Annotated in this window: 15 protein-coding genes; 6 read left to right on the top strand and 9 right to left on the bottom strand. The window is 39.9% G+C overall.

The window, feature by feature from the left end; translation table 11 throughout:
- Positions 1-171 precede the first annotated feature (171 nt).
- The 3 genes from M3P19_RS14335 (at position 172) to M3P19_RS14325 (ending at position 9,205) form a co-directional block, all read left to right on the top strand.
- A complete protein-coding gene (locus M3P19_RS14335; protein WP_249658380.1) occupies positions 172-6,033 on the top strand; it encodes an HYR-like domain-containing protein in 5,862 nt (1,953 codons plus the stop codon).
- 280 nt (positions 6,034-6,313) lie between these two features.
- Positions 6,314-7,222 (top strand): PorP/SprF family type IX secretion system membrane protein, encoded by a 909-nt coding sequence (locus M3P19_RS14330; protein ID WP_249658379.1) that lies wholly within the window; start codon positions 6,314-6,316, stop codon positions 7,220-7,222.
- 12 nt (positions 7,223-7,234) lie between these two features.
- Entirely contained in the window at positions 7,235-9,205 is a 1,971-nt protein-coding gene (locus M3P19_RS14325; protein ID WP_249658378.1) for an OmpA family protein, read from the top strand.
- Between the two features lie 63 nt (positions 9,206-9,268).
- On the opposite strand, the gene M3P19_RS14320 is transcribed toward M3P19_RS14325, so the two are convergent.
- Genes M3P19_RS14320 through M3P19_RS14310 form a run of 3 tightly spaced genes read right to left on the bottom strand, consistent with a single transcriptional unit; the run spans position 9,269 to position 10,934 of the window.
- Positions 9,269-10,096 carry a mechanosensitive ion channel family protein gene (locus tag M3P19_RS14320; protein ID WP_249658377.1) on the bottom strand — a complete coding sequence of 276 codons (828 nt, stop codon included), beginning with the start codon at positions 10,094-10,096 and terminating at the stop codon, positions 9,269-9,271.
- Between the two features lie 21 nt (positions 10,097-10,117).
- Positions 10,118-10,306: a hypothetical protein gene (locus M3P19_RS14315; RefSeq protein ID WP_249658376.1), complete on the bottom strand. Its 189-nt coding sequence runs from the start codon at positions 10,304-10,306 to the stop codon at positions 10,118-10,120.
- 1 nt (position 10,307) lies between these two features.
- On the bottom strand, positions 10,308-10,934 hold the full coding sequence (locus M3P19_RS14310) for an RNA polymerase sigma factor (RefSeq protein ID WP_249658473.1): 627 nt from the start codon (positions 10,932-10,934) through the stop codon (positions 10,308-10,310).
- A 99-nt stretch (positions 10,935-11,033) separates the two neighbouring features.
- On the opposite strand from M3P19_RS14310, the gene M3P19_RS14305 reads away from it, so the two are divergent.
- On the top strand, positions 11,034-11,717 hold the full coding sequence (locus tag M3P19_RS14305) for a hypothetical protein (protein ID WP_249658375.1): 684 nt from the start codon (positions 11,034-11,036) through the stop codon (positions 11,715-11,717).
- A gap of 5 nt (positions 11,718-11,722) precedes the next feature.
- On the opposite strand, the gene M3P19_RS14300 is transcribed toward M3P19_RS14305, so the two are convergent.
- A complete protein-coding gene (locus M3P19_RS14300) occupies positions 11,723-12,871 on the bottom strand; it encodes an MFS transporter (RefSeq protein ID WP_249658374.1) in 1,149 nt (382 codons plus the stop codon).
- A gap of 111 nt (positions 12,872-12,982) precedes the next feature.
- On the opposite strand from M3P19_RS14300, the gene M3P19_RS14295 reads away from it, so the two are divergent.
- Positions 12,983-13,849 (top strand): AraC family transcriptional regulator, encoded by an 867-nt coding sequence (locus M3P19_RS14295; RefSeq protein ID WP_249658373.1) that lies wholly within the window; start codon positions 12,983-12,985, stop codon positions 13,847-13,849.
- On the opposite strand, the gene kynU is transcribed toward M3P19_RS14295, so the two are convergent.
- Complete coding sequence (kynU, locus tag M3P19_RS14290; RefSeq protein WP_249658372.1) at positions 13,838-15,106, bottom strand: kynureninase; 1,269 nt, start codon at positions 15,104-15,106, stop codon at positions 13,838-13,840. The two genes, M3P19_RS14295 and kynU, sit on opposite strands and share 12 nt — an antisense overlap.
- A gap of 50 nt (positions 15,107-15,156) precedes the next feature.
- Positions 15,157-15,618: a GNAT family N-acetyltransferase gene (locus M3P19_RS14285; protein ID WP_249658371.1), complete on the bottom strand. Its 462-nt coding sequence runs from the start codon at positions 15,616-15,618 to the stop codon at positions 15,157-15,159.
- Between the two features lie 71 nt (positions 15,619-15,689).
- Between M3P19_RS14285 and M3P19_RS14280 the strand changes: the two genes are divergently transcribed.
- The gene (locus M3P19_RS14280) at positions 15,690-16,331 is read left to right on the top strand and encodes an O-methyltransferase (RefSeq protein ID WP_249658370.1); all 642 of its coding nucleotides are present in this window, start codon (positions 15,690-15,692) and stop codon (positions 16,329-16,331) included.
- On the opposite strand, the gene M3P19_RS14275 is transcribed toward M3P19_RS14280, so the two are convergent.
- The 3 genes from M3P19_RS14275 to M3P19_RS14265 all read right to left on the bottom strand — a co-directional run bounded on the left by M3P19_RS14275 (position 16,309) and on the right by M3P19_RS14265 (position 19,546).
- Entirely contained in the window at positions 16,309-16,866 is a 558-nt protein-coding gene (locus M3P19_RS14275; RefSeq protein WP_249658369.1) for a phosphatase PAP2 family protein, read from the bottom strand. The genes M3P19_RS14280 and M3P19_RS14275 overlap by 23 nt on opposite strands.
- Positions 16,867-16,869: 3 nt before the next feature.
- Positions 16,870-17,148 carry a Sec-independent protein translocase subunit TatA/TatB gene (locus M3P19_RS14270; RefSeq protein WP_249658368.1) on the bottom strand — a complete coding sequence of 93 codons (279 nt, stop codon included), beginning with the start codon at positions 17,146-17,148 and terminating at the stop codon, positions 16,870-16,872.
- Positions 17,149-17,233: 85 nt separating this feature from the next.
- Positions 17,234-19,546, bottom strand: coding sequence for a M1 family metallopeptidase (locus tag M3P19_RS14265; protein WP_249658367.1), 2,313 nt, complete (start codon positions 19,544-19,546; stop codon positions 17,234-17,236).
- Between the last annotated feature and the right edge of the window lie 55 nt (positions 19,547-19,601).

Below are 19,601 nucleotides of genomic sequence, written 5' to 3'. Positions count from 1 at the left end.
CTTTCTTTGACGTAGAATTATAAACCCAAATCCATAATTCCGATCTAAACTTTGAAACACTTAACCTGCAATGACCAATTCTATTTCAATTCATTCACTTACTGTTCATTACTAGGTTAAGCCTTTCATAAAGTTTGGATAAACGGTTACCGTTAACCCAAATCAGAACTTATGAAGCGTAAAACTACCTCTTCTACATTTCGATTTTTAGTTCCAGCAATCGTGCTCCTTTTAGGTGTTTCCGTAAAAGGACAGGTAAAAAAGACTTTTACCTCACGGTATTCTGAAACCATTAAAGGTGATGTCACCATAATTGCCAACAATGTTCTTTCAAGGCATGCTACAAATGCATATACAGGCAACGATGGTAATCACGATTTTTCGAACAATGTTTTTGTGGATATTGATTCCGATGCCTCAACTTTTAATTCCAGTAGCGCCAATTTTGCCAATCCACAACCAAGTTTAAGTTGTTTAAATTTCAAAAAGGTTCTGTTGTATTGGGCCGCTGCAGATAAAGAATACTCTGTTGACGATAAAACGGGTAATGGAGGAGCGGAGCCAAATTGGAATTACAATCAGGTGAAATTGATGTTGCCTGGTCAATCTTCATACAATACGGTCACAGCTGATGAAGTCATCTATAGAGGTAGAGATGAACATTTTGTCAATGATCCTTATGTATGTGTTAAGGACATCACCAACGATGTAATAGCCTTATCCAATCCTTATGGTAAATTTCAAATAGCAAACGTTAAGGCCACGGAAGGCGATTTATATTCACATACTGGTTCCCATACTGGAACTTCCGGGGGATGGCAAATTGTGTTTGTTTACGAGAATCCAAGCATGATTGGTAAAAACGTAACACTCTTTGATGGTTATGTCCACATTACCAAAACAGAAGGTGAGGTTGAATTTGATTTTAATGGCTTTCAAACTGTACCTACTGGAAATGTGAACGCAGATATTATCCTTGGTTCCTTTGAAGGTGATAAGGATATTTCTGGAGATCAGCTACAAATCTATGACACCAATAACACCTGGTCAAACATTTCCACACCATTAAGGGATGCCAATAATTTTTTCAATAGTCGAATTACGGTGGATAATGCAGACTATACCAACAGAAACCCTGCAAGTACAAATACATTAGGATTTGATGCCGCAATTTTTGATCTACAGAACACAGCGAACAAATTCATTGATAACAATCAAACATCCGCACGGTTAAAAATTACATCAGACCAAGAGAGTTATGGTCTTTATCTTTTAGGTTTAAGTGTTGAAGTATATGAACCAAGTCTTGGCGCATTGAACTTTACTTCATCAACCTCAGGTACAGGATTCAATCCTGGCGACTCAGTTCAAATGTCATTAAATGTAGAAAATTCAGGAAATGACGATATACAAGGACTGGAGATATTTACAACGCTTGCCCCAGAAGTGGATTTCATCAATACAGAAACGCTTCCATCCGGGGTAACTTACAATTTCAATCCTACTACAAGGGAACTTCGCTTCTTTATTCCTGATGGAAACACCGATGTTGGAGATCCATTGTACACCTTGGATTTTAATGTACAGATCAAAGAACAGTGCTATTTTTTAGAAACCGCCTGTTCCACGAATTTCGCGATGCAAGCGACGGCTACATTTAGCGGTGCAACGAACACGAATCCTGTGACCGCCTATAGTTCGGGAACACTGGACAGTTGCGGTATTGGAAATTTTGACCCTACTTTAGTGGCGATAAACCAGCCAAACCAAGTAAATTGGATTACTGCTGCAAACGCTTTGGATACAACCGTAAACTGCGATGATTCAGATGCTTTGAATGCTGCACAAAATATGGTGCCTGCCACAGAATATTGCAATTTTACCCTTAACAAAATCTCTGGTGATTTTATCGCTGACCCCACATGTCCTAGTATCGGAACATATACTAATACATGGACCTTTACAGATACGTGTGGAAGAACCAGTGACCCCTTCACTCAAGTAATTACGTTGGAGGACAACACCGCTCCGGTGTTCGTGGAGGCATTGCCAGGGGACACGACCGTTTCCTGTGAAAACGTGCCAACGGCCGATATCCTTACGGCGACCGACAACTGTGACGCCGCGGTTTCGGTAATATTCGACGAGCAGGTGACAGACAACGACTCTTGCCCCTCGGATTACACCATCACAAGGACATGGACCGTTCAGGACTGTGCCGGGAACACCGAACAGCACGTACAGACCATTACCGTGGAGGACAACACCGCTCCGGTGTTCGTGGAGGCATTGCCTGGGGACACGACCGTTTCCTGTGAAAACGTACCAACGGCCGATACCCTTACGGCGACCGACAACTGTGACGCCGCGGTTTCGGTAATATTCGACGAGCAGGTGACCGACAACGACTCTTGCCCCTCGGATTACACCATCACAAGGACATGGACCGTTCAGGACTGCGCCGGGAACACCGAACAGCACGTTCAGACCATTACCGTGGAGGACAACACCGCTCCGGTGTTCGTGGAGGCATTGCCAGGGGACACCGTTGCTACATATAACGCTATCCCTAGCGCCGAGATACTAACCGCAACAGACAATTGTGATCTTAATGCAACTGTAGACATAAATGAATCCTATATTGGAGACCAATCAAGTACAACCTACACTATAGTAAGAACATGGACTGCTTCAGATTGTACTGGTAACGCGGTAAGTCATACTCAACATATTTTTGTAACTGAAAACGGAGATCCAATTGGTCTATATATTAACAACATTCAAGTTAATGAAGGAACAGGAAATGCTATTTTGGATGTTTTTCATGTAGGGCATGTCAATGGTGGATTTACATTGAACCACAGTACCGCCAACGGATCAGCAATTGCATCCGAAGATTACACATCAATTTCAGGTATTCTAAACTTCAATGGAAACCATGGTGAAATCATTACGGTTTCAGTACCAATTATCGATGATAGTAAAATAGAAAATACTGAAACATTAAAAATACAATTGAACACTGGTACAAACACTCCTGTGATTCAGGTATCTGAAGGTGAAATTACCATCATCGACAACGACGGTGGAGCGGGCTTTGGCGTCAGCGTGGCGGACTTCAACGTGGACGAGGATGCCGGTACCGCGAACTTCACCCTTTCACTCAATGCAGAGGTACAGGGCGGGTTCGACATCGACTTCAACGTCAGCGACATCACGGCAATGATCGGACAGGACTACAACACCGCCAACGTCTCGGGTACGGTAACCTTCACAGGTAACGCCGGGGAACAGCACAACGTGGCAATCGACATCATGGACGATGCGGCCATTGAGGACACCGAACAGCTATCCATTCAACTGAGCGGACTGACCACCAACCTAATACAGGTCGTGGACGGTGAGGCCACCGGTACCATCATCGACAACGACGGTGGAGCGGGCCTTGGTGTACAGTTTGATTTAACCAATTTGGATATTGATGAAAACGCCGGAACTGTCTCTATCCCTGTCAGTTTAAATGCCACTGTACAAGAGGTCTTTACAGTAGAATTCCATACCTTAAATGGCTCTGCACAAAGTGCATTGGATTACAACGGAATACCTCAAAACACACAGACTTTGACCTTTGGTGGAAGCAATAACAACAATCAAACTGTAGTCATTTCCATAATCGATGATATTATCATTGAAAATGCGGAAGATTTTAATGTAATCCTAAGTAATATTTCAACCAATAAGGTGCAAATATTGATCAATGATACGGCTACAGTCAACATATTGGATAACGATGGAAATGAAGGTTATCCTACTGATATCATTTTGGAAGCTTGCGATATTATTCCAAATCCAGAAGTAATTACTGTAAACAGTACTTGCAATACCACTGTTGTCTATAATGAAGTGATTACAGGTCAAGATGATGGATGTGCCATGGATTATACTATAACCCGTACCTGGACTTTTTCAGATTGTGTTGGAAATACCCGTGAACACATTCAAATTGTTACCATTTTGGATACACAAGCGCCTAGTTTTGTTGAGATTTTGCCGATGAACCTAACAATCTCGTGTGATAATATCCCAAATGCGGAAATCCTAACTGCTGTAGACAGTTGTGACCCGAATATCACTGTCCTATTTAACGAGCAGATTACTGACACGGATTCTTGTGGGTCCAACTATACCATTACCAGAACTTGGAGTACCGCAGATTGCGCTGGTAACCCCGTGAACCATGTACAGGTAATCACTGTTGAAGATACCACAGCACCCGTTTTTGTGGAAACATTGCCAACAGATATCACCGTATCCTGTGACAATGTTCCTGCTGCTGCGATCTTGACCGCTACGGATAATTGTGATCCTAACATCACTGTCCTATTTGACGAGCAGATTACTGACACGGATTCTTGTGGGTCCAACTATACCATTACTAGAACTTGGAGTACCGCAGATTGCGCTGGCAACCCAGTGAACCATGTACAGGTAATCACTGTTGAAGATACCACTGCCCCCGTTTTTGTGGAAGCATTGCCAACAGATACCACCGTATCCTGTGACAATGTTCCTGCTGCGGCGATCTTGACCGCTACTGACAATTGTGATCCTAACATCACTGTCCTATTTGACGAGCAGATCACCGATACGGATTCTTGTGGGTCCAACTATACCATTACTAGAACTTGGAGTACTACAGATTGCGCTGGTAACCCCGTGAACCATGTACAGGTAATCACTGTTGAAGATACCACTGCCCCCGTTTTTGTGGAAGCATTGCCAACAGATACAACCGCTTCCTGTGATAATGTTCCTGCTGCTGCGATCTTGACCGCTACGGATAATTGTGATCCTAACATCACTGTCCTATTTGACGAGCAGATCACCGATTCGGATTCTTGTGGGTCCAACTATACCATTACAAGAACTTGGAGTACCGCTGATTGCGCTGGTAACCCAGTGAACCATGTACAGGTAATCACTGTGGAAGATACCACTGCCCCCGTTTTTGTGGAAGCATTGCCACAAGACATGACCGTAATGTGTAATGAAGTTCCAGATGCCGCTACTTTGACCGCAATGGATAATTGCAATAGCAACGTGAATGTATCCTTTACCGAATTAATCAGCAATGACGCAAATTGTGCTCTAGGATATACAATTACAAGAACATGGTCTACCGTTGACTGTGCTGGCAACCCTACAAGTCATACGCAGGTAATCAGCATCGCTCCAACGGGTCCAATCACGTCTAGTGTTTACGACGAAGAAATAACTCTAGTTTGTGGTGATGCTATACCGGAGGTTCCAGAATTGACATTTACTGGCGGTTGTGGCAATTATGAAGTGTCTTTCGAGACAGAAACCACGACACTTATGGATACTGAAGATTTCATGATTACAAGAACATGGAATGTTACGGATTCTTGCGGAAACCATGCTGAATTTGAGCAAGTAATTTTTGTGATGCAACCACAACCTGAGGAAGTTATTGTAGACATTTGTGTAGAAGATGACGCAATTGATTTGATCAATTATTTACCGGAATCTTTTGACACTAACGGGAACTTTGAAATCATAAGTGGAAATGTCAATTTAGCCGGAAGTGTATTTGATCCTGCGAATTTAGAAGTAGGTGAATACAAAATCAATTACAGTTCTACCGAAGGTACTTGTAAATACTATGTTGAATTTACAATAATTGTGAACAGTGATTGTGTACCATGTGGTAGAGATGAAATCATTGTTTCCAATGCCGTCACTGCCAATGGCGACAATATCAACGATTTATTTACCATTACTGGTGTCGAATATTGTAATTATTCCTTTGAAGTTATGATATTCAACCGTTGGGGAGATAAAGTATATGAGTCTGCTGATTATCAGAACGATTGGGGTGGTTATGCTCCCAACAACGCCTTTGGTAATTCCGGGATGCTTCCTTCTGGCACCTACTACTATATCATCAATGTAACCAATGCAGAAATCAAACCATTGAATGGATACATTTATCTAGGTACTGGAGCCAACTAAATTGTGCGAAATAAATTGAAAAAAGGTCAATCCATTGGGTTGGCCTTTTTTTATATCGATTATCGAACAAATTCATGGGTAAACCACGACTAAAATCGAAGTTAGCACCTCGTGTTAATCCAAGGAAATCAGCACTTTATCGACGAATGGACATAAGACCGAAAATTAAGGTTCATTTAACGGCTATATTCCATTTTAGCTAGGTTTTATTCGTGATTTGTTAATGAATTCAAACCCAAATTCAAGTCTGGGAAACTAGACAAACCTTAACCGAAACAATATGAAAACGCTACGCAAGTTCGTCCTGTCTTTCATGGTACTTGTTGGAGTCCAAACCATGGCCCAACAGCTTCCACAATTTACACAGTACATGTTCAACACAATTTCCGTAAATCCGGCCTACGCGGGTAGTAGGGAAGGCATCAATATGACTGCCCTGCATCGGAACCAATGGGCTGGCCTGGATGGAAATCCAACCACTAGTACATTTTCATTCCATACGCCCATGAACAATGAAAGAGTAGGCTTAGGATTATCCTATATAACGGATCAACTGGGATTTGAAAGTACGAACTATGTCTATGGAGATTTTAGTTATACAGTTCCTGTTTCCGCAGAAGCCAAGCTGTCTTTTGGACTAAAAGCGGGTTTTACCAATTACAGGCTCGAAAATCCAGATTATAACGACCCATTCTTTAATGCCAATTTCAATAGTTGGAAACCCAATTTTGGAGCAGGGGTTTACTTAAGCACAAATAGGTGGTACGCAGGTATCTCATCTCCTAGAATTCTTAATACCGATTTGAACGAAGGGGAATTTGAGGCTTTGGAGCGCAATAGTTATTACGCTATTGGTGGGTTAGTTTTGGATTTATCTGTCGATGTAAAACTTAGACCCGCGATTATCACAAAATTTACGAATGGAGCGCCGTCTACCTATGATATTACCAATAGTGTTCTGTTGTATGAGAAATTTTGGTTAGGTGCATCCTATAGGTTCAATGATGCTTCAAACTTTGGAGCCTTCATGGACTACCAAATTTCCAACGATTTTAGGATTGGTTATGCCTATGACCTGCCCACATCCACTATTCGACCTTATACCGGCGGAACACATGAAGTCATTTTGATTTTTGAACCCCGCTTGTCCAAGAAAACAAATCTGTACAAATCACCACGCTATTTCTAAAATTCATTTCCAATGAAAGCACGTAAAATCACAACCACTTTATTGATTGCTCTTTTTGGAATATGCATGGTTACTGCGCAGACCATGACACAAAAAAGAGCGGACCAATTCTTTTATAAGTTTGCGTATGCCAAGGCCATACCAGAATACGAGCAAATGGTAGTTTCTGGTAAAAACACTGCCCATGCTTACCAAAGACTGGCGGAATGTTATTTAATGCTACGTGATTTTGAAAAGTCCCTGCCCTATTTCAAACGCTTTATCAATGAACCGGAAACGCCAACTACTTATTACTTTAAGTATGCCATGGCATTGAAAAGTTCCGGTCAAGAAACTGAGGCTTTAAAGTGGATGAAACTTTATAAAAAATTCCATAAAAATGACGCGCGTTTAAAGCAATTTCTCAAAGATGGGAATTTGGCATCCGTAGTTTTCAACAGTAATGAAAGATATGAGGTTGAGCCCGTACATTTTAATACACGGTACAGTGAATTTGGTTCTTTTGTCCATGATGGGCAACTTTACTTTAGTTCCAGTAGAAAGGAAAATACTTCAGATGATACTTACGATTGGAACAACGAATCCTGGTTGGACATTTTCCATGTTACCGAAGGTAGCACCATAGATGTACCTAAGAAATTCCAGGGCGAAATCAATTCCAAATTCCATGAAAGTTCCATGGTATTCTCAACGGATTATAAAAACGACACCATAATCTACTTTACAAGGAATAGTTATTTCCAGAACAAAGAGAGTTTTTATACCAAAAAAGAGAACAAGAAAATTGAAAACCTGAACAACCTTAAAATATTTAAAGCAGAGAAAATTGAAGGTGAATGGAAGGTTACCCGTAATCTTAAAACCAACGCGGACCACTATTCCACCGGTCATCCTACCGTTAATTCAAATAGAACGCTGCTCTATTTTGCATCGGACAGACCCGGAGGTTATGGAGGAACAGATATTTATTATTGTAAAATCCACCCAAGGGGCGGTGTAGGACAACCAGTAAATGCTGGTCCGATTATAAACACACCCGGAAATGAAATGTTTCCTTTTATTAATAACGAAGGTCAACTATTCTTCTCTTCAGATGGCCATGTCGGTTTTGGTCAATTGGATGTTTTTGCCGCTGTTATGGATGGAGAAGGTAAATTTACGGATGTCATCAACCTTGGCAAACCTTTGAATAGTGAAAAAGATGACTTTGGCTATTACGCTTTGGATAATGGAATTGATGGTTACGTGAGTTCCAATAGAAAGGGAGGTAAAGGAAGTGACGACATCTACAAATTCAAGTTTATTCCTTCCTTGATGTTGGAAGGTACAGTAACGGATGCCATCAATTTAAAACCCTTGGATAGTGTCACCATTTCGCTTTTTGACCAGAGAACTGGGGAATTGGTAAATCAAACATTGACCGATGCTCAAGGCAGGTATGAACTTATGGTGGACCGTGGACAAAATTATATGATTGAAGCGGTACGCAAAACCCACCCACATAAGCATGTGTATTTTAGCACCCAAACTGTGCAACGCACCACAAAATCAATGGTCCAGGATATTCTGATGGAGCCCGTAATTGACGTTAAATTGTTAGCGGGACTCAATAAAATTTATTTCGATTTTAACAAAAGTGATATTAGACCTGATGCTGCTCACGAGTTGAACAAAGTGGTGAAATTGATGACCGAAACCTATCCGGAAATGATTATTCGTTTAGAATCCCATACTGATCCAGTGGGGAGTCATTCGTATAACGACCAACTTTCCTCAAAAAGGGCCAAGTCAACCTATGAATACTTAATTGCCAATGGTATTCCTAGACACCGAATAATATCCTTTAAAGGATATGGAAAGCGAAAGTTGATAAATGATTGTACAGGTCTCAAGGACTGTGGTCAAGATCAACTAGAATTGAATAGAAGAACTGAATTCCCGGTAGTGCAGTTAAGCAGTAATTACCTGGTTAAATCTAAATAATTTTATAGGGGAGTTTAAAAAGCCGCCTTTGGAAACTTCCAGGCGGCTTTTTCATTTTCAGGGTTAGGATTTTACCTCAACCTTACTCTCCACAACATCCTTAATCGGTATCACAAACTTTCCGGATTTTGTGACCAAAGTGAGACTATTGTTTTCAATTGCTTCAACAGTGCCAGTTAATTCTCCTATGACCAACTTGTCTCCTACGGCAAATGTCCTACGGGTATAAAATGATCGCAACAAATCGGTAATCACATCTCTTGATCCCAAGCCCAAACCAATGGCAAATGCCAACAGAAATGCGCCTAAAATCATAGTCACATTATTGGTAATTATTGTGGTGTCTATCCCAGCTTGGTTCAATGCCGTAATGGAAATAAAGATGACTATAATGTAAAACAGTAAATTACTCACAAGATTAGATCCACCAAATTCCAAGGAATCGAATACCTTCTTGACTGTTTTTTTAATGAAATTTCCAATATACAATCCGATCATCATCAATGCCAATGCACTGAACAGACGAGGTAAATAGCGAAGTAGGTTTCCAATTTCGGTGGATATGATTTCCCAGCTTAAAATATCTGCTGCCACAATCAAGAACACCAACAGCAACAACCATTTTACAAAACCTTGTATGATCTTGATGATATCAAATTTGAGATCCCCTTTGCCAAAGAGTTCCATTTCGTTGATCTTATCACTGACCATGTCCATTTTAGCCAATTTCAAAATCTTACCCAGAACAAACAATACAATTCTGGTTACAATCCATCCGATGATTAGAATGATTAAGGCGCCCGCTATTTTAGGTAATGCCAATGCCACATCCCTTCCCATTGCTGCAAGGGAATCAAATGTGAGGTTTTTCCATTCATTTAATGTTTCCATATCTCAATTATTTAGTGCTTCCTAATTGTTTCCAAAGGTTTTAAATAGTTTTTTCAAGGCTGAACCTACATTGAAAGAAAACAGCGATGCCAAATCCATGATCAATTTGGCTGCTGCAATGTCATTCATGACCTTCTTTTTCATGCCTGGAGGTACTTCGCGCAAGGACGCCTCCAATTCTCTAAAAGGATTTTTCATCTTCTTAGCCATTTTACAGGGTTTTATAGATTTGCATGAGTTTTTCTTTTGCTCTTTTAAGTCGCATTTTTACTGCACTCTCACCTATTTCCATAAGGTTTACAAGGTCTTTGATGGATGCTCCATCCTGATACTTCAGTAATAGTATGGATTTGTCTTCTGGTGAAATCATTCCCAAGGCCTTTTTCAACTTCTTGGTTTTCATTTCAAACAGGTCTTCGTCAGGTATTTCTGAAGTAAGTTTATACTCAGAGTCCTGAACCGGAACGGATTTATCACTCATTTTCCGTTGCTTGTTCCTATTTACATAATTCACACAGAAATTATAGGTAAAGGAATAAAGCCAAGTAGAAAACTTGGATTTTCCTTTGAACATTTTCAGTTTAATGAACAATTGAAGGAACACATCCTGTGTCAAATCTTCAGCCTCATCTTCGGATTTGGCAAAACCGTAGCACTTGTTGTAAACCATTTTCGCGTGCCGGTCATATAGTTTACCGAACAGGAGCGGATTATTATTTGCAACGATTTTCTTTACCAGTTCCTCATCCGACAAATGAGCGTATGGGTCATTTGTTTCCAACGAATTCTTATCAATATGATGTATAAGTGTTAGAAACAGCCTTTTTAGAAAAGTCACTGGATGAGGTTTGATACGATTGTGAAAATGAAGAATTTCCATCATGGAAATTCCTCCCAATATAAATGATTTGACCTTATATTTACCAAAAATTTGAAGATGAAGTACTTTCCACTTACACTACTTTATTGCCTTTTTCTATTGGCTGCGTGCAAAACAGAACCTAAAGCCAAAGAAACTGAACAAACTCCTGAAGTATTATCTATTCCTGAAAAAATAGCCCAAGTACATGGTTATGAAAACTGGAAATCGGTAAAAGAAATACAATTCACCTTCAATGTGGACAGAGACAGCACCCATTTTGAACGTTCCTGGACTTGGAAACCAAAGACTAACGATATCATCTCAATTTCCAATGGTGATACCCTTGTTTATAACAGAAAATCAATGGACAGTATCACGCTGAAACGAAATGGTGGATTTATCAATGATCGTTTTTGGGTTTTGGCACCCTTTAATTTGATTTGGGATGCCAACAACTACAGCTTTGAACATAGTCCAGAGGAAATTGCGCCGATTAGCGAGCAGAAAATGCAAAAATTGACCATTGTTTATGGGAACGAAGGTGGCTATACGCCAGGTGATGCCTACGATTTTTACTTTCAAGATGATTATATCCTGAAAGAATGGGTTTTCCGAAAATCCAATCAAGAAGAACCGTCAACCACCACAACATGGGAAGATTATGTGACCATGGGTGGATTGCTACTGGCACAAGACCATCGTACCAAAGAACCTGGTTTCAGTTTGAACTTCACTGGATTGTCCGTAACCGCGGAATAATACCCTCAACTTCTTTTTCGTTGAAGAAAAAAGGTAGTGAGCATAATTAATAAAACGCAGCCTAGTAACGTATAAAAGCTGTGCTTAAGGGAAGCATTTTCGGCTATAAATCCGAGTATTACTGGGCCTAATAAAAAACCCGAATACCCTGAACCTGCTATGAAAGATATTCCTTGAGCTGAATCTACACCTTTTACATTCCCACCAATACGAAACAGTTCAGGAACTATTACCGAAAAACCAAGTCCATTAAGTGCAAAACCTATTATGGCCAAAAAGGTGGCACCGCTTAACACTAGAAAATAGCCTAGTGTAGCAATAATAGCTCCGAGGGCAACCACTTTAATTGACCCAATGCGTTCACTAATACCATCGCCTAAGAATCTACCTAAGGTCATTGCAACAGAAAATGCCAAAAACCCTGATCCAATAAGGGCCTCTGGTGCCAAAGTAATTTCCTTTAGATAAAGTCCACTCCAATCTATTATTGCGCCTTCACTACCAAATGCCACAAATCCTATAATACCCAATAATAGGAGAGGTTTAAATAGTCGAAAGCTAAAAGGTTCTGTTTCCACTGGTGCAGCCGTAATGTTTACATACTTTTTGTAAAACAGCAAATTGATTAAAAAAGCTAGCCCTACAGTAATAGCCATATGCAGTGGTGGATTATCAATAATTGGAATAAGAAAACTCCCTAAGCCAACAATCACTCCACCAAGGCTAAAAAAACCATGGGCGGCAGACATAAAATTTTTCGCATCTTCTTTTTCAATTTCAGTGACCAAGGTATTCATTGCAATATCCGTTAAGCCGTTAGCCATTCCAAAAAAGAACAAAGCAACCATAAGCACATAATAATTTGTTGCCAATAAAGGGAACAGCGCTGTAATGGTACCTAAAATGACACCAAACCAGGTGGCCTTGCCTACACCTAATTTGTTAATGATTTTGGAAGCGACGGGGAAAATGGTAAATACACCCAGTGACAAGCAAAATAAGGCAATACCCAAATCGGACTTATTGATACCCAAATTCTCCTTGACCGTTGGGATATAAATAGCCCAAGTCCCAAACCAAATGTTCAAAGTTGTAAACACCCATGCTGGGGCAAAATATCTTGGGTTAGAAAATATTAATTGCAATGATTTCATGGAACAAAGTAACCGAAGGCAATTTGGATTGCCTAGCTGAAAATATTCCAATATTAGTCCGTTTTATTCCTTTTTTAATAAAAATATAGATATTATTGCTAGTTTTATTGCATGAAACCAATGTTGGAATCTATTCGGGTTGATGAAGATTCATCTTTTAAAGTAGCAACTTATGACAATGAAAGCTATTGCGAATCTGCTGGCTGGCATATTCATCCAGAGTACGAATTAGTCTATATAAAAAATGGTTCTGGTAGTTTGCAAATTGGTTCCAAAACCAGAAGTTATTCAAATGGTTGTCTAGTGTTTTTGGCTGGAAATATACCTCATGCCGATTTTGGCAATAAAGACAACCCCAGCAATATTGAAGTCGTAATCCAGTTCAAAAAAGAATTAGTAGAAGAAAAATTAAAGGCCTTCCCTGAGTTTAAATCACTAAACACTTTTATAGAGCAATCCGCAAGAGTGTTACTTTTTGACCACAAAGTCAAAGACTCCCTTAGCATTAATTTTGAATCCTTTAGATTTCAGGACAATCCAGCAAGACTGATCAATTTATTGGAAATACTTTCCACACTTGAAAAATCGGTCTCTTATGACTGGCTGTTTGACACCTTTTCTATGAATCAACTGAAAAGTGATGAAGTAAAGCGCTTGGAAGAAATCTTTGAATACGTCAACAGCAACTATCAAAAAGAGGTGAATATTGCTGAGATTTCTTCGCAATTAGGTTTAACACCCAACTCCTTTAGCCGATTTTTCAAAAAAATGACAAACCGAAGGTTTATGGATTTTGTCAACTCCTTTCGAATATCCAGGGCTGTGGAAATGTTCAATGCTACTAACCCAGCTATATCTGATGTGATGTATAGAACAGGCTTTAATGATCCTTCCTATTTTAGTAAGCAATTCAAAAAATACCAAGGGGAATCACCATCTAACTACGTAAAAAGGAAATACCAGCCTTTACTTGTTTAGAATTCCTTCCTTCAAGATTTGTCCAAAGTTGTACATATCTGTGTATGAACAATAGAATGGTGCCGGTGCCAAACGTATTACATTGGGCTCCCTCCAATCGGTTATGACCCCGTTTTTCATCAAATAATCGAATAAGGACCTACCTTCACCATGTAAAAAAACAGAGAGTTGGCATCCTCTATCCTTTGGTGTAATAATTTCAAAAGTACTTTCCACCTGCTTATCAATTTCACCCAAGATGAATTCCAAATACGCAACGATTCTTTTTTGCTTATCGATTAACGCTTCCATACCTACCTCATCAAACAATTCCAACGATGCGAGGTAAGGTGCAATGGATAAAATTGGTGGATTACTTAATTGCCAGGCATCGGCGGTTTCAATAGGGTCAAATTCAGGTTGCATTAAAAAACGGGTTTCTTTTTTTGTACCCCACCATCCTTCAAAACGTGGTATGTCCTTTTTCCCTAAATAGTGTTCATGCACGTATATGCCTGATGCATTACCAGGACCGCTGTTCATGTATTTGTAGCTGCACCAAGCTGCAAAATCCACATCCCAATCATGTAATTCCAAAGCAATATTGCCCACACCATGTGCCAAATCCCATCCTACGAAAGCCCCAACTTCTTTTCCGGCTTTGGTAATGGTTTTCATATCCAATACTTGCCCATTGTAATAATTAACGCCTCCCATGAGCACTAAAGCCAACTCCTCTCCTACCTCATTGATCTTGTCCAAGATATCTTCAGTACGCCAAAAATGTTCTCCTTTACGTTTCTTGACCTCCACTAGTACCTCATTTGGATCTAGCCCATGAAATCTTGCTTGACTTTGCAACATATATTGGTCAGACGGAAAAGCTTTCTCCTCACATAGGATTTTAATTCTTTTTCCTTCAGGTCGATAAAAAGAAACCATTAACAGGTGCAGATTTACTGTCAAGGTATTCATTACAGAAATTTCTTTTTCCTTGGCCCCAACAACCTTAGCTAGGTCAGTAGCCAATCTTTCGTGATAGTCCCACCAAGGCTTTTCAGCATAGAAGTGACCTTCAACAGCCAGTTCATGCCAATCTTTCATTACATCATCCACATATTTTTTGGTTCTTTTAGGTTGGAGCCCTAGAGAGTTCCCTGTAAAATAGATGACATCCTTTCCATTTACTTGGGGATAAAGAAATTCATCCCTATAACGAGCCAGTGGATCATTGGCATCCAATTCCTTTGCAAATGCTAAAGAATTTTGAAAATCCATAGTTAAATTTTGTTTCAAAAATACAATGTTTTAGGAGGTTCTGATAGCAATTAAGCAATACGCATCTCAATGATATGCTTTTTAAATCCTACTTTTTCATAGGCCTTAACCGCTGGAATGTTGTCTTCATAAACGGTGAGTCGAATCTCATTCAATCCTCTATCAAATGACCATTCCTTGAGTCGCTCAATTATTCGGGCATTCAATCCTTTCCCTCTAAATTCCGGAACTGTGAACATAAATCCCAAATAGGAATAATTTTCATGATCTAAATAATGTCTCGCCTTTTTTACAATTGCATATCCTGAAGAAACAATAGTGTTGTTTATTTCCACAACAAGTACACATGCATTTGAATCAATAATCATTTGTTTGATATCATAATAACTGACAGGATCCTGCCTGATCGTAACATCAAAAGGTCGTTCTGCCTTAATGAGTTCCTGTTCAAATTGCAACAGAATGGGCAAATCTTCCAAAACTGCTTCCCTCACGATAAAAGCATCGGACATAATCAACTTATTTAAAGATTCAACTTAAATTCCAATGTACTTCTTTTCTCTATTTTTGCGAAAAATAACGGATGCATTTTTTATCGCCCTTGTTGGAAAATTATATAGCTCAAAACTCAGAATCCGAGCCCGCCGTTTTACAAGAACTTACCAGAGAGACCCATTTAAAGGTGATACAACCGCGAATGATAACCGGTCATTTTCAAGGGCGTGTGTTGAGCATGCTTTCAAAACTTTTAGCTCCTAAAAATATTTTGGAAATTGGGACTTATACGGGCTACTCAGCCATTTGCTTGGCTGAAGGGTTAGTGGAATATGGGGAGTTACATACAATTGAGGTCAATGAGGAACTAAAGACCATGCAACGCAAGTATTTTGAAAAGAGTGGCTTTGGAGAACAGATTATTCAACATTGCGGAGATGCGCTTGAAATTATTCCAAAACTGGAAAAGTCCTTCGACCTGGTTTTTATTGATGCCCAAAAGGTACAATATGATGCCTATTTTGAGGCTGCCATTAAAAAAACAAGAACTGGTGGTGTCATATTATCCGATAATGTCCTTTGGTCAGGGAAAGTAGTGGAACCCCTAGTCCCATCTGATAAAGCAACGGCATCATTGTTAGCCTACAATAAAAAATTAAAAGAGGATTCCAGAGTGGAAACTGTTCTACTTCCAATTCGGGACGGGCTTACAATGTCACGTGTACTTTAGAATAATAAATTCTTTGGAACAACAATCCAGATACTATTCCCACTATTGTGCCGACAATGAGGTCCAATGGATAATGTACTCCAACATAAATGCGACTGTATGTGAACAAAAGGGGCCAAATAAAAAAGATTGCAGCCCATTTAACACGGCTACGCATGAGTAAAAAAACCAAAACCGTGATGGCCCATGAACTTGCTGCATGACCTGAAAAGAAGCTGTAATCCGATGGCGTTTCGAGAATACGAATGAAGTCTTTCAAAACGGCATCGTTACAAGGCCGTACGCGTTTGATCCCATTTTTTACAACCAGAGTAAGTACTGTAATAAACACGGCTAGTCCAACTGTAGCACCGATTTTATAAATCGCTTGTTTTCTGGGAAACTTCTTAATGAAGAGGATAATAAAAATCAAGAATAAGGGAATCCAACTATAAATCTTTGTTGATGTTAGCCAAAAAACGTCGTAAGCTTCAGTTCCTAACCCATTAAGATAAATGAAAGTATCCCTATCCCAATGTAGGAGTCTTTCGTACATGGATTATTTAGTACTTCTTTTTACGGCTCCTGTTACCTCATCAACATTTTTTTTCACCTCTTCGATTTCCTTTCGGATATCTCGGGTAATGTCGGTATCTATACCTTGATTCTCAGCACTTTTCTGGATTTCACGTTTGATATCATCCGTTGCATCGCGAAGTTGACGCATTCCCTTTCCCAAACCCTTGGCTATTCCTGGAATTTTGTCTGCTCCAAAAACCATGACCACAATAAACAGGATAAAAAAGATTTCCGCGCCGCTGATGAATAAAAAATGCATGGAACAAATATAATGAGAACTTGATTGGAAACTAAAAAAAGCCCTGCGAATTCACAGGGCTTTTAATTATTTATTAGGTGATGTACTACCCTTTTATACCGTCCTTGAACTTGTCAAAATCGGATTTCTCCTCTTTTTTAGGCCAAGCGTTATTTTCAGTATCAATATCCGCAGTCTCTGCTTTAGGGTCTATCACAATTCCCACCAGTTCTTTTTGCGAAGAAACAACTCGTTTTACTTCGGAATCATTTTTTCTCCAAATTTCAGCAGGATAGGTAACATTCTCCTTAGTACCATCTGCATAAGTGTATTCCACGATCAATGGCATAGGAATACCACCTGGCTTGTCAAAAGTAATTTCGTAGAAGTACTTTGGCTCTTTTACTTGAGCTCGCTCTTCTGGAGTAAGATTGTCCATCATGAACTCATTCAAGTTGGCAGAAACTTCTGATGGGGTTTTCCCCTTCAAATCCGCGCTATAATCCTCAGAATCTTCTTCTGCTAGGTATACCAATGGTGGTAAATCGGCCTCAGTTATATTTCTTGCCGCCATATACTCTTCCATCTCCTTTGTTGGTTTGTTGGATACATAGTATTTCTTCACTCCTTTTACACCTATATCCACGTAATCCGTTGTATAGAACCATGATCTCCAGAACCAATCCAAATCTACTGCAGATGCGTCTTCCATGGTGCGGAAGAAATCTTCAGGTGTAGGATGTTTGAACTTCCATCTTTGCGCGTATGTCTTAAATGCATGGTCGAACAATTCTGGACCCATTATAGTTTCTCTAAGGATATTCAAGGCTGTTGCCGGTTTACCATAGGCGTTGGGACCCAATTGATAAACATTCTCTGGATTGGACATGATTGGAGAAATATAACTTTGATCTCCAGCCATATAAGGTACTATTTTAGCTGCTTCACCTCTTCGCGATGGATATTTATCATTAGGAGCAATGACATCTGCATTGTTCTTACCGAATTCCTGTTCCGTTAAATATTGCATGAACGTATCCAAACCTTCATCCATCCAACCCCACTGACGCTCATCGGAATTAACGATCATTGGGAAGAAATTGTGACCAACCTCATGGATAATCACACTGATCATACCGTATTTTGTTCGGTCTGAGTACGTACCATCTTCGTTTGGACGACCGTAATTCCAGCAAATCATAGGATATTCCATACCTTGGTTTTTGGCATGAACTGAAATTGCCTTGTGATATGGGTAATCAAAAGTATGCTTGGAATAGGTTTTCAACGTCTGTGCAACAGCTTTGGTTGACTGCTCTTCCCAAAGTGGGTTACCTTCCTTAGGGTATAGAGAAACCGCCATTACGTCTTTCCCACCAATTTTAACTGCCTGCATGTCCCAGATGAATTTTCTGGACGTTGCAAATCCGTAATCACGAACGTTATTGGCTTTGAACTTCCATGTTTTGGTTGCTGTGGAAAAAGATTTTTCTGCTGCTTCGGCCTCTTCTTGAGTTACAATTACAACTGGCTTGTCATAAGACTTGGTAGCTTGCTTGTAACGCTTCATCATTTCTTTGGAGAATACCTCATCACGATTTTGCAATACACCTGTTGCATCCAAAACGTGATCCGCAGGAACAGTAATGCTCACATCATAATTACCGAAAGGCAATGCAAATTCACCACTACCCCAGAACTGATGGTTTTGCCATCCTTCTACATCACTATACACCGCCATTCTTGGGAAAAACTGTGCAATCACATAGGCACGGTTCCCGTCTTTGGCAAAATACTCAAACCCAGATCTGGCTCTATTCACTGTATGGTCAGGAATATTGTACCACCATTTGATGGAAAAAGAAACTTTTTCACCGCTTTTCAATGCTTTTGGAATATTAACACGCATCATCGTTTGATTGATGGTATAAGACAACGGTTTTCCACTTGCATCCTTAACTTCCAATATATTGAATCCACCATCAAAAGGCTCAGTGACATAAGTTTGGGCAAAATCGCCAGCCATATAGGCAAAACTTACACCATTTCCATTTCTAAGAGGCGACTTGGAGTCCTTAGCCCTAACATTTTGATCCAATTGTACCCAAAGGAATTCCAAATCGTCTGGGGAATTGTTATGGTATGTAATGGTTTCCTCTCCATCTATTCTGGCTTTTTCATCATCCAGTTTAATTTTCATGGTGTAATCTGCCTGCTGCTGATAGTAGTCAGGACCCGGGGCTCCAGAGGCTGAGCGATAGGTATTAGGTGTCGAAAACTCCTCATACAACTGTTTGAATCTACTTTGATTGACGTGGCCGGGCTTCCTTTCCTCTTTAGCGTCCCCTTCTTCCTGGGCATAGGCCAATGCGCCAAAAAGGAACAACATAGAAGCAAAAACATACTTGATTTTGTTCATTTTCTTATTGATTTTATAACGGTGAAAAATAGGTTTTTTTTAAAGAACTGTTAAA

The sequence above is a fragment of the Flagellimonas spongiicola genome (assembly GCF_023502425.1).
Taxonomy (GTDB): domain Bacteria; phylum Bacteroidota; class Bacteroidia; order Flavobacteriales; family Flavobacteriaceae; genus Flagellimonas; species Flagellimonas spongiicola.
Note: the sequence above shows the minus strand (reverse complement) of the source record. Positions and strands in the feature narration are given on the sequence as shown.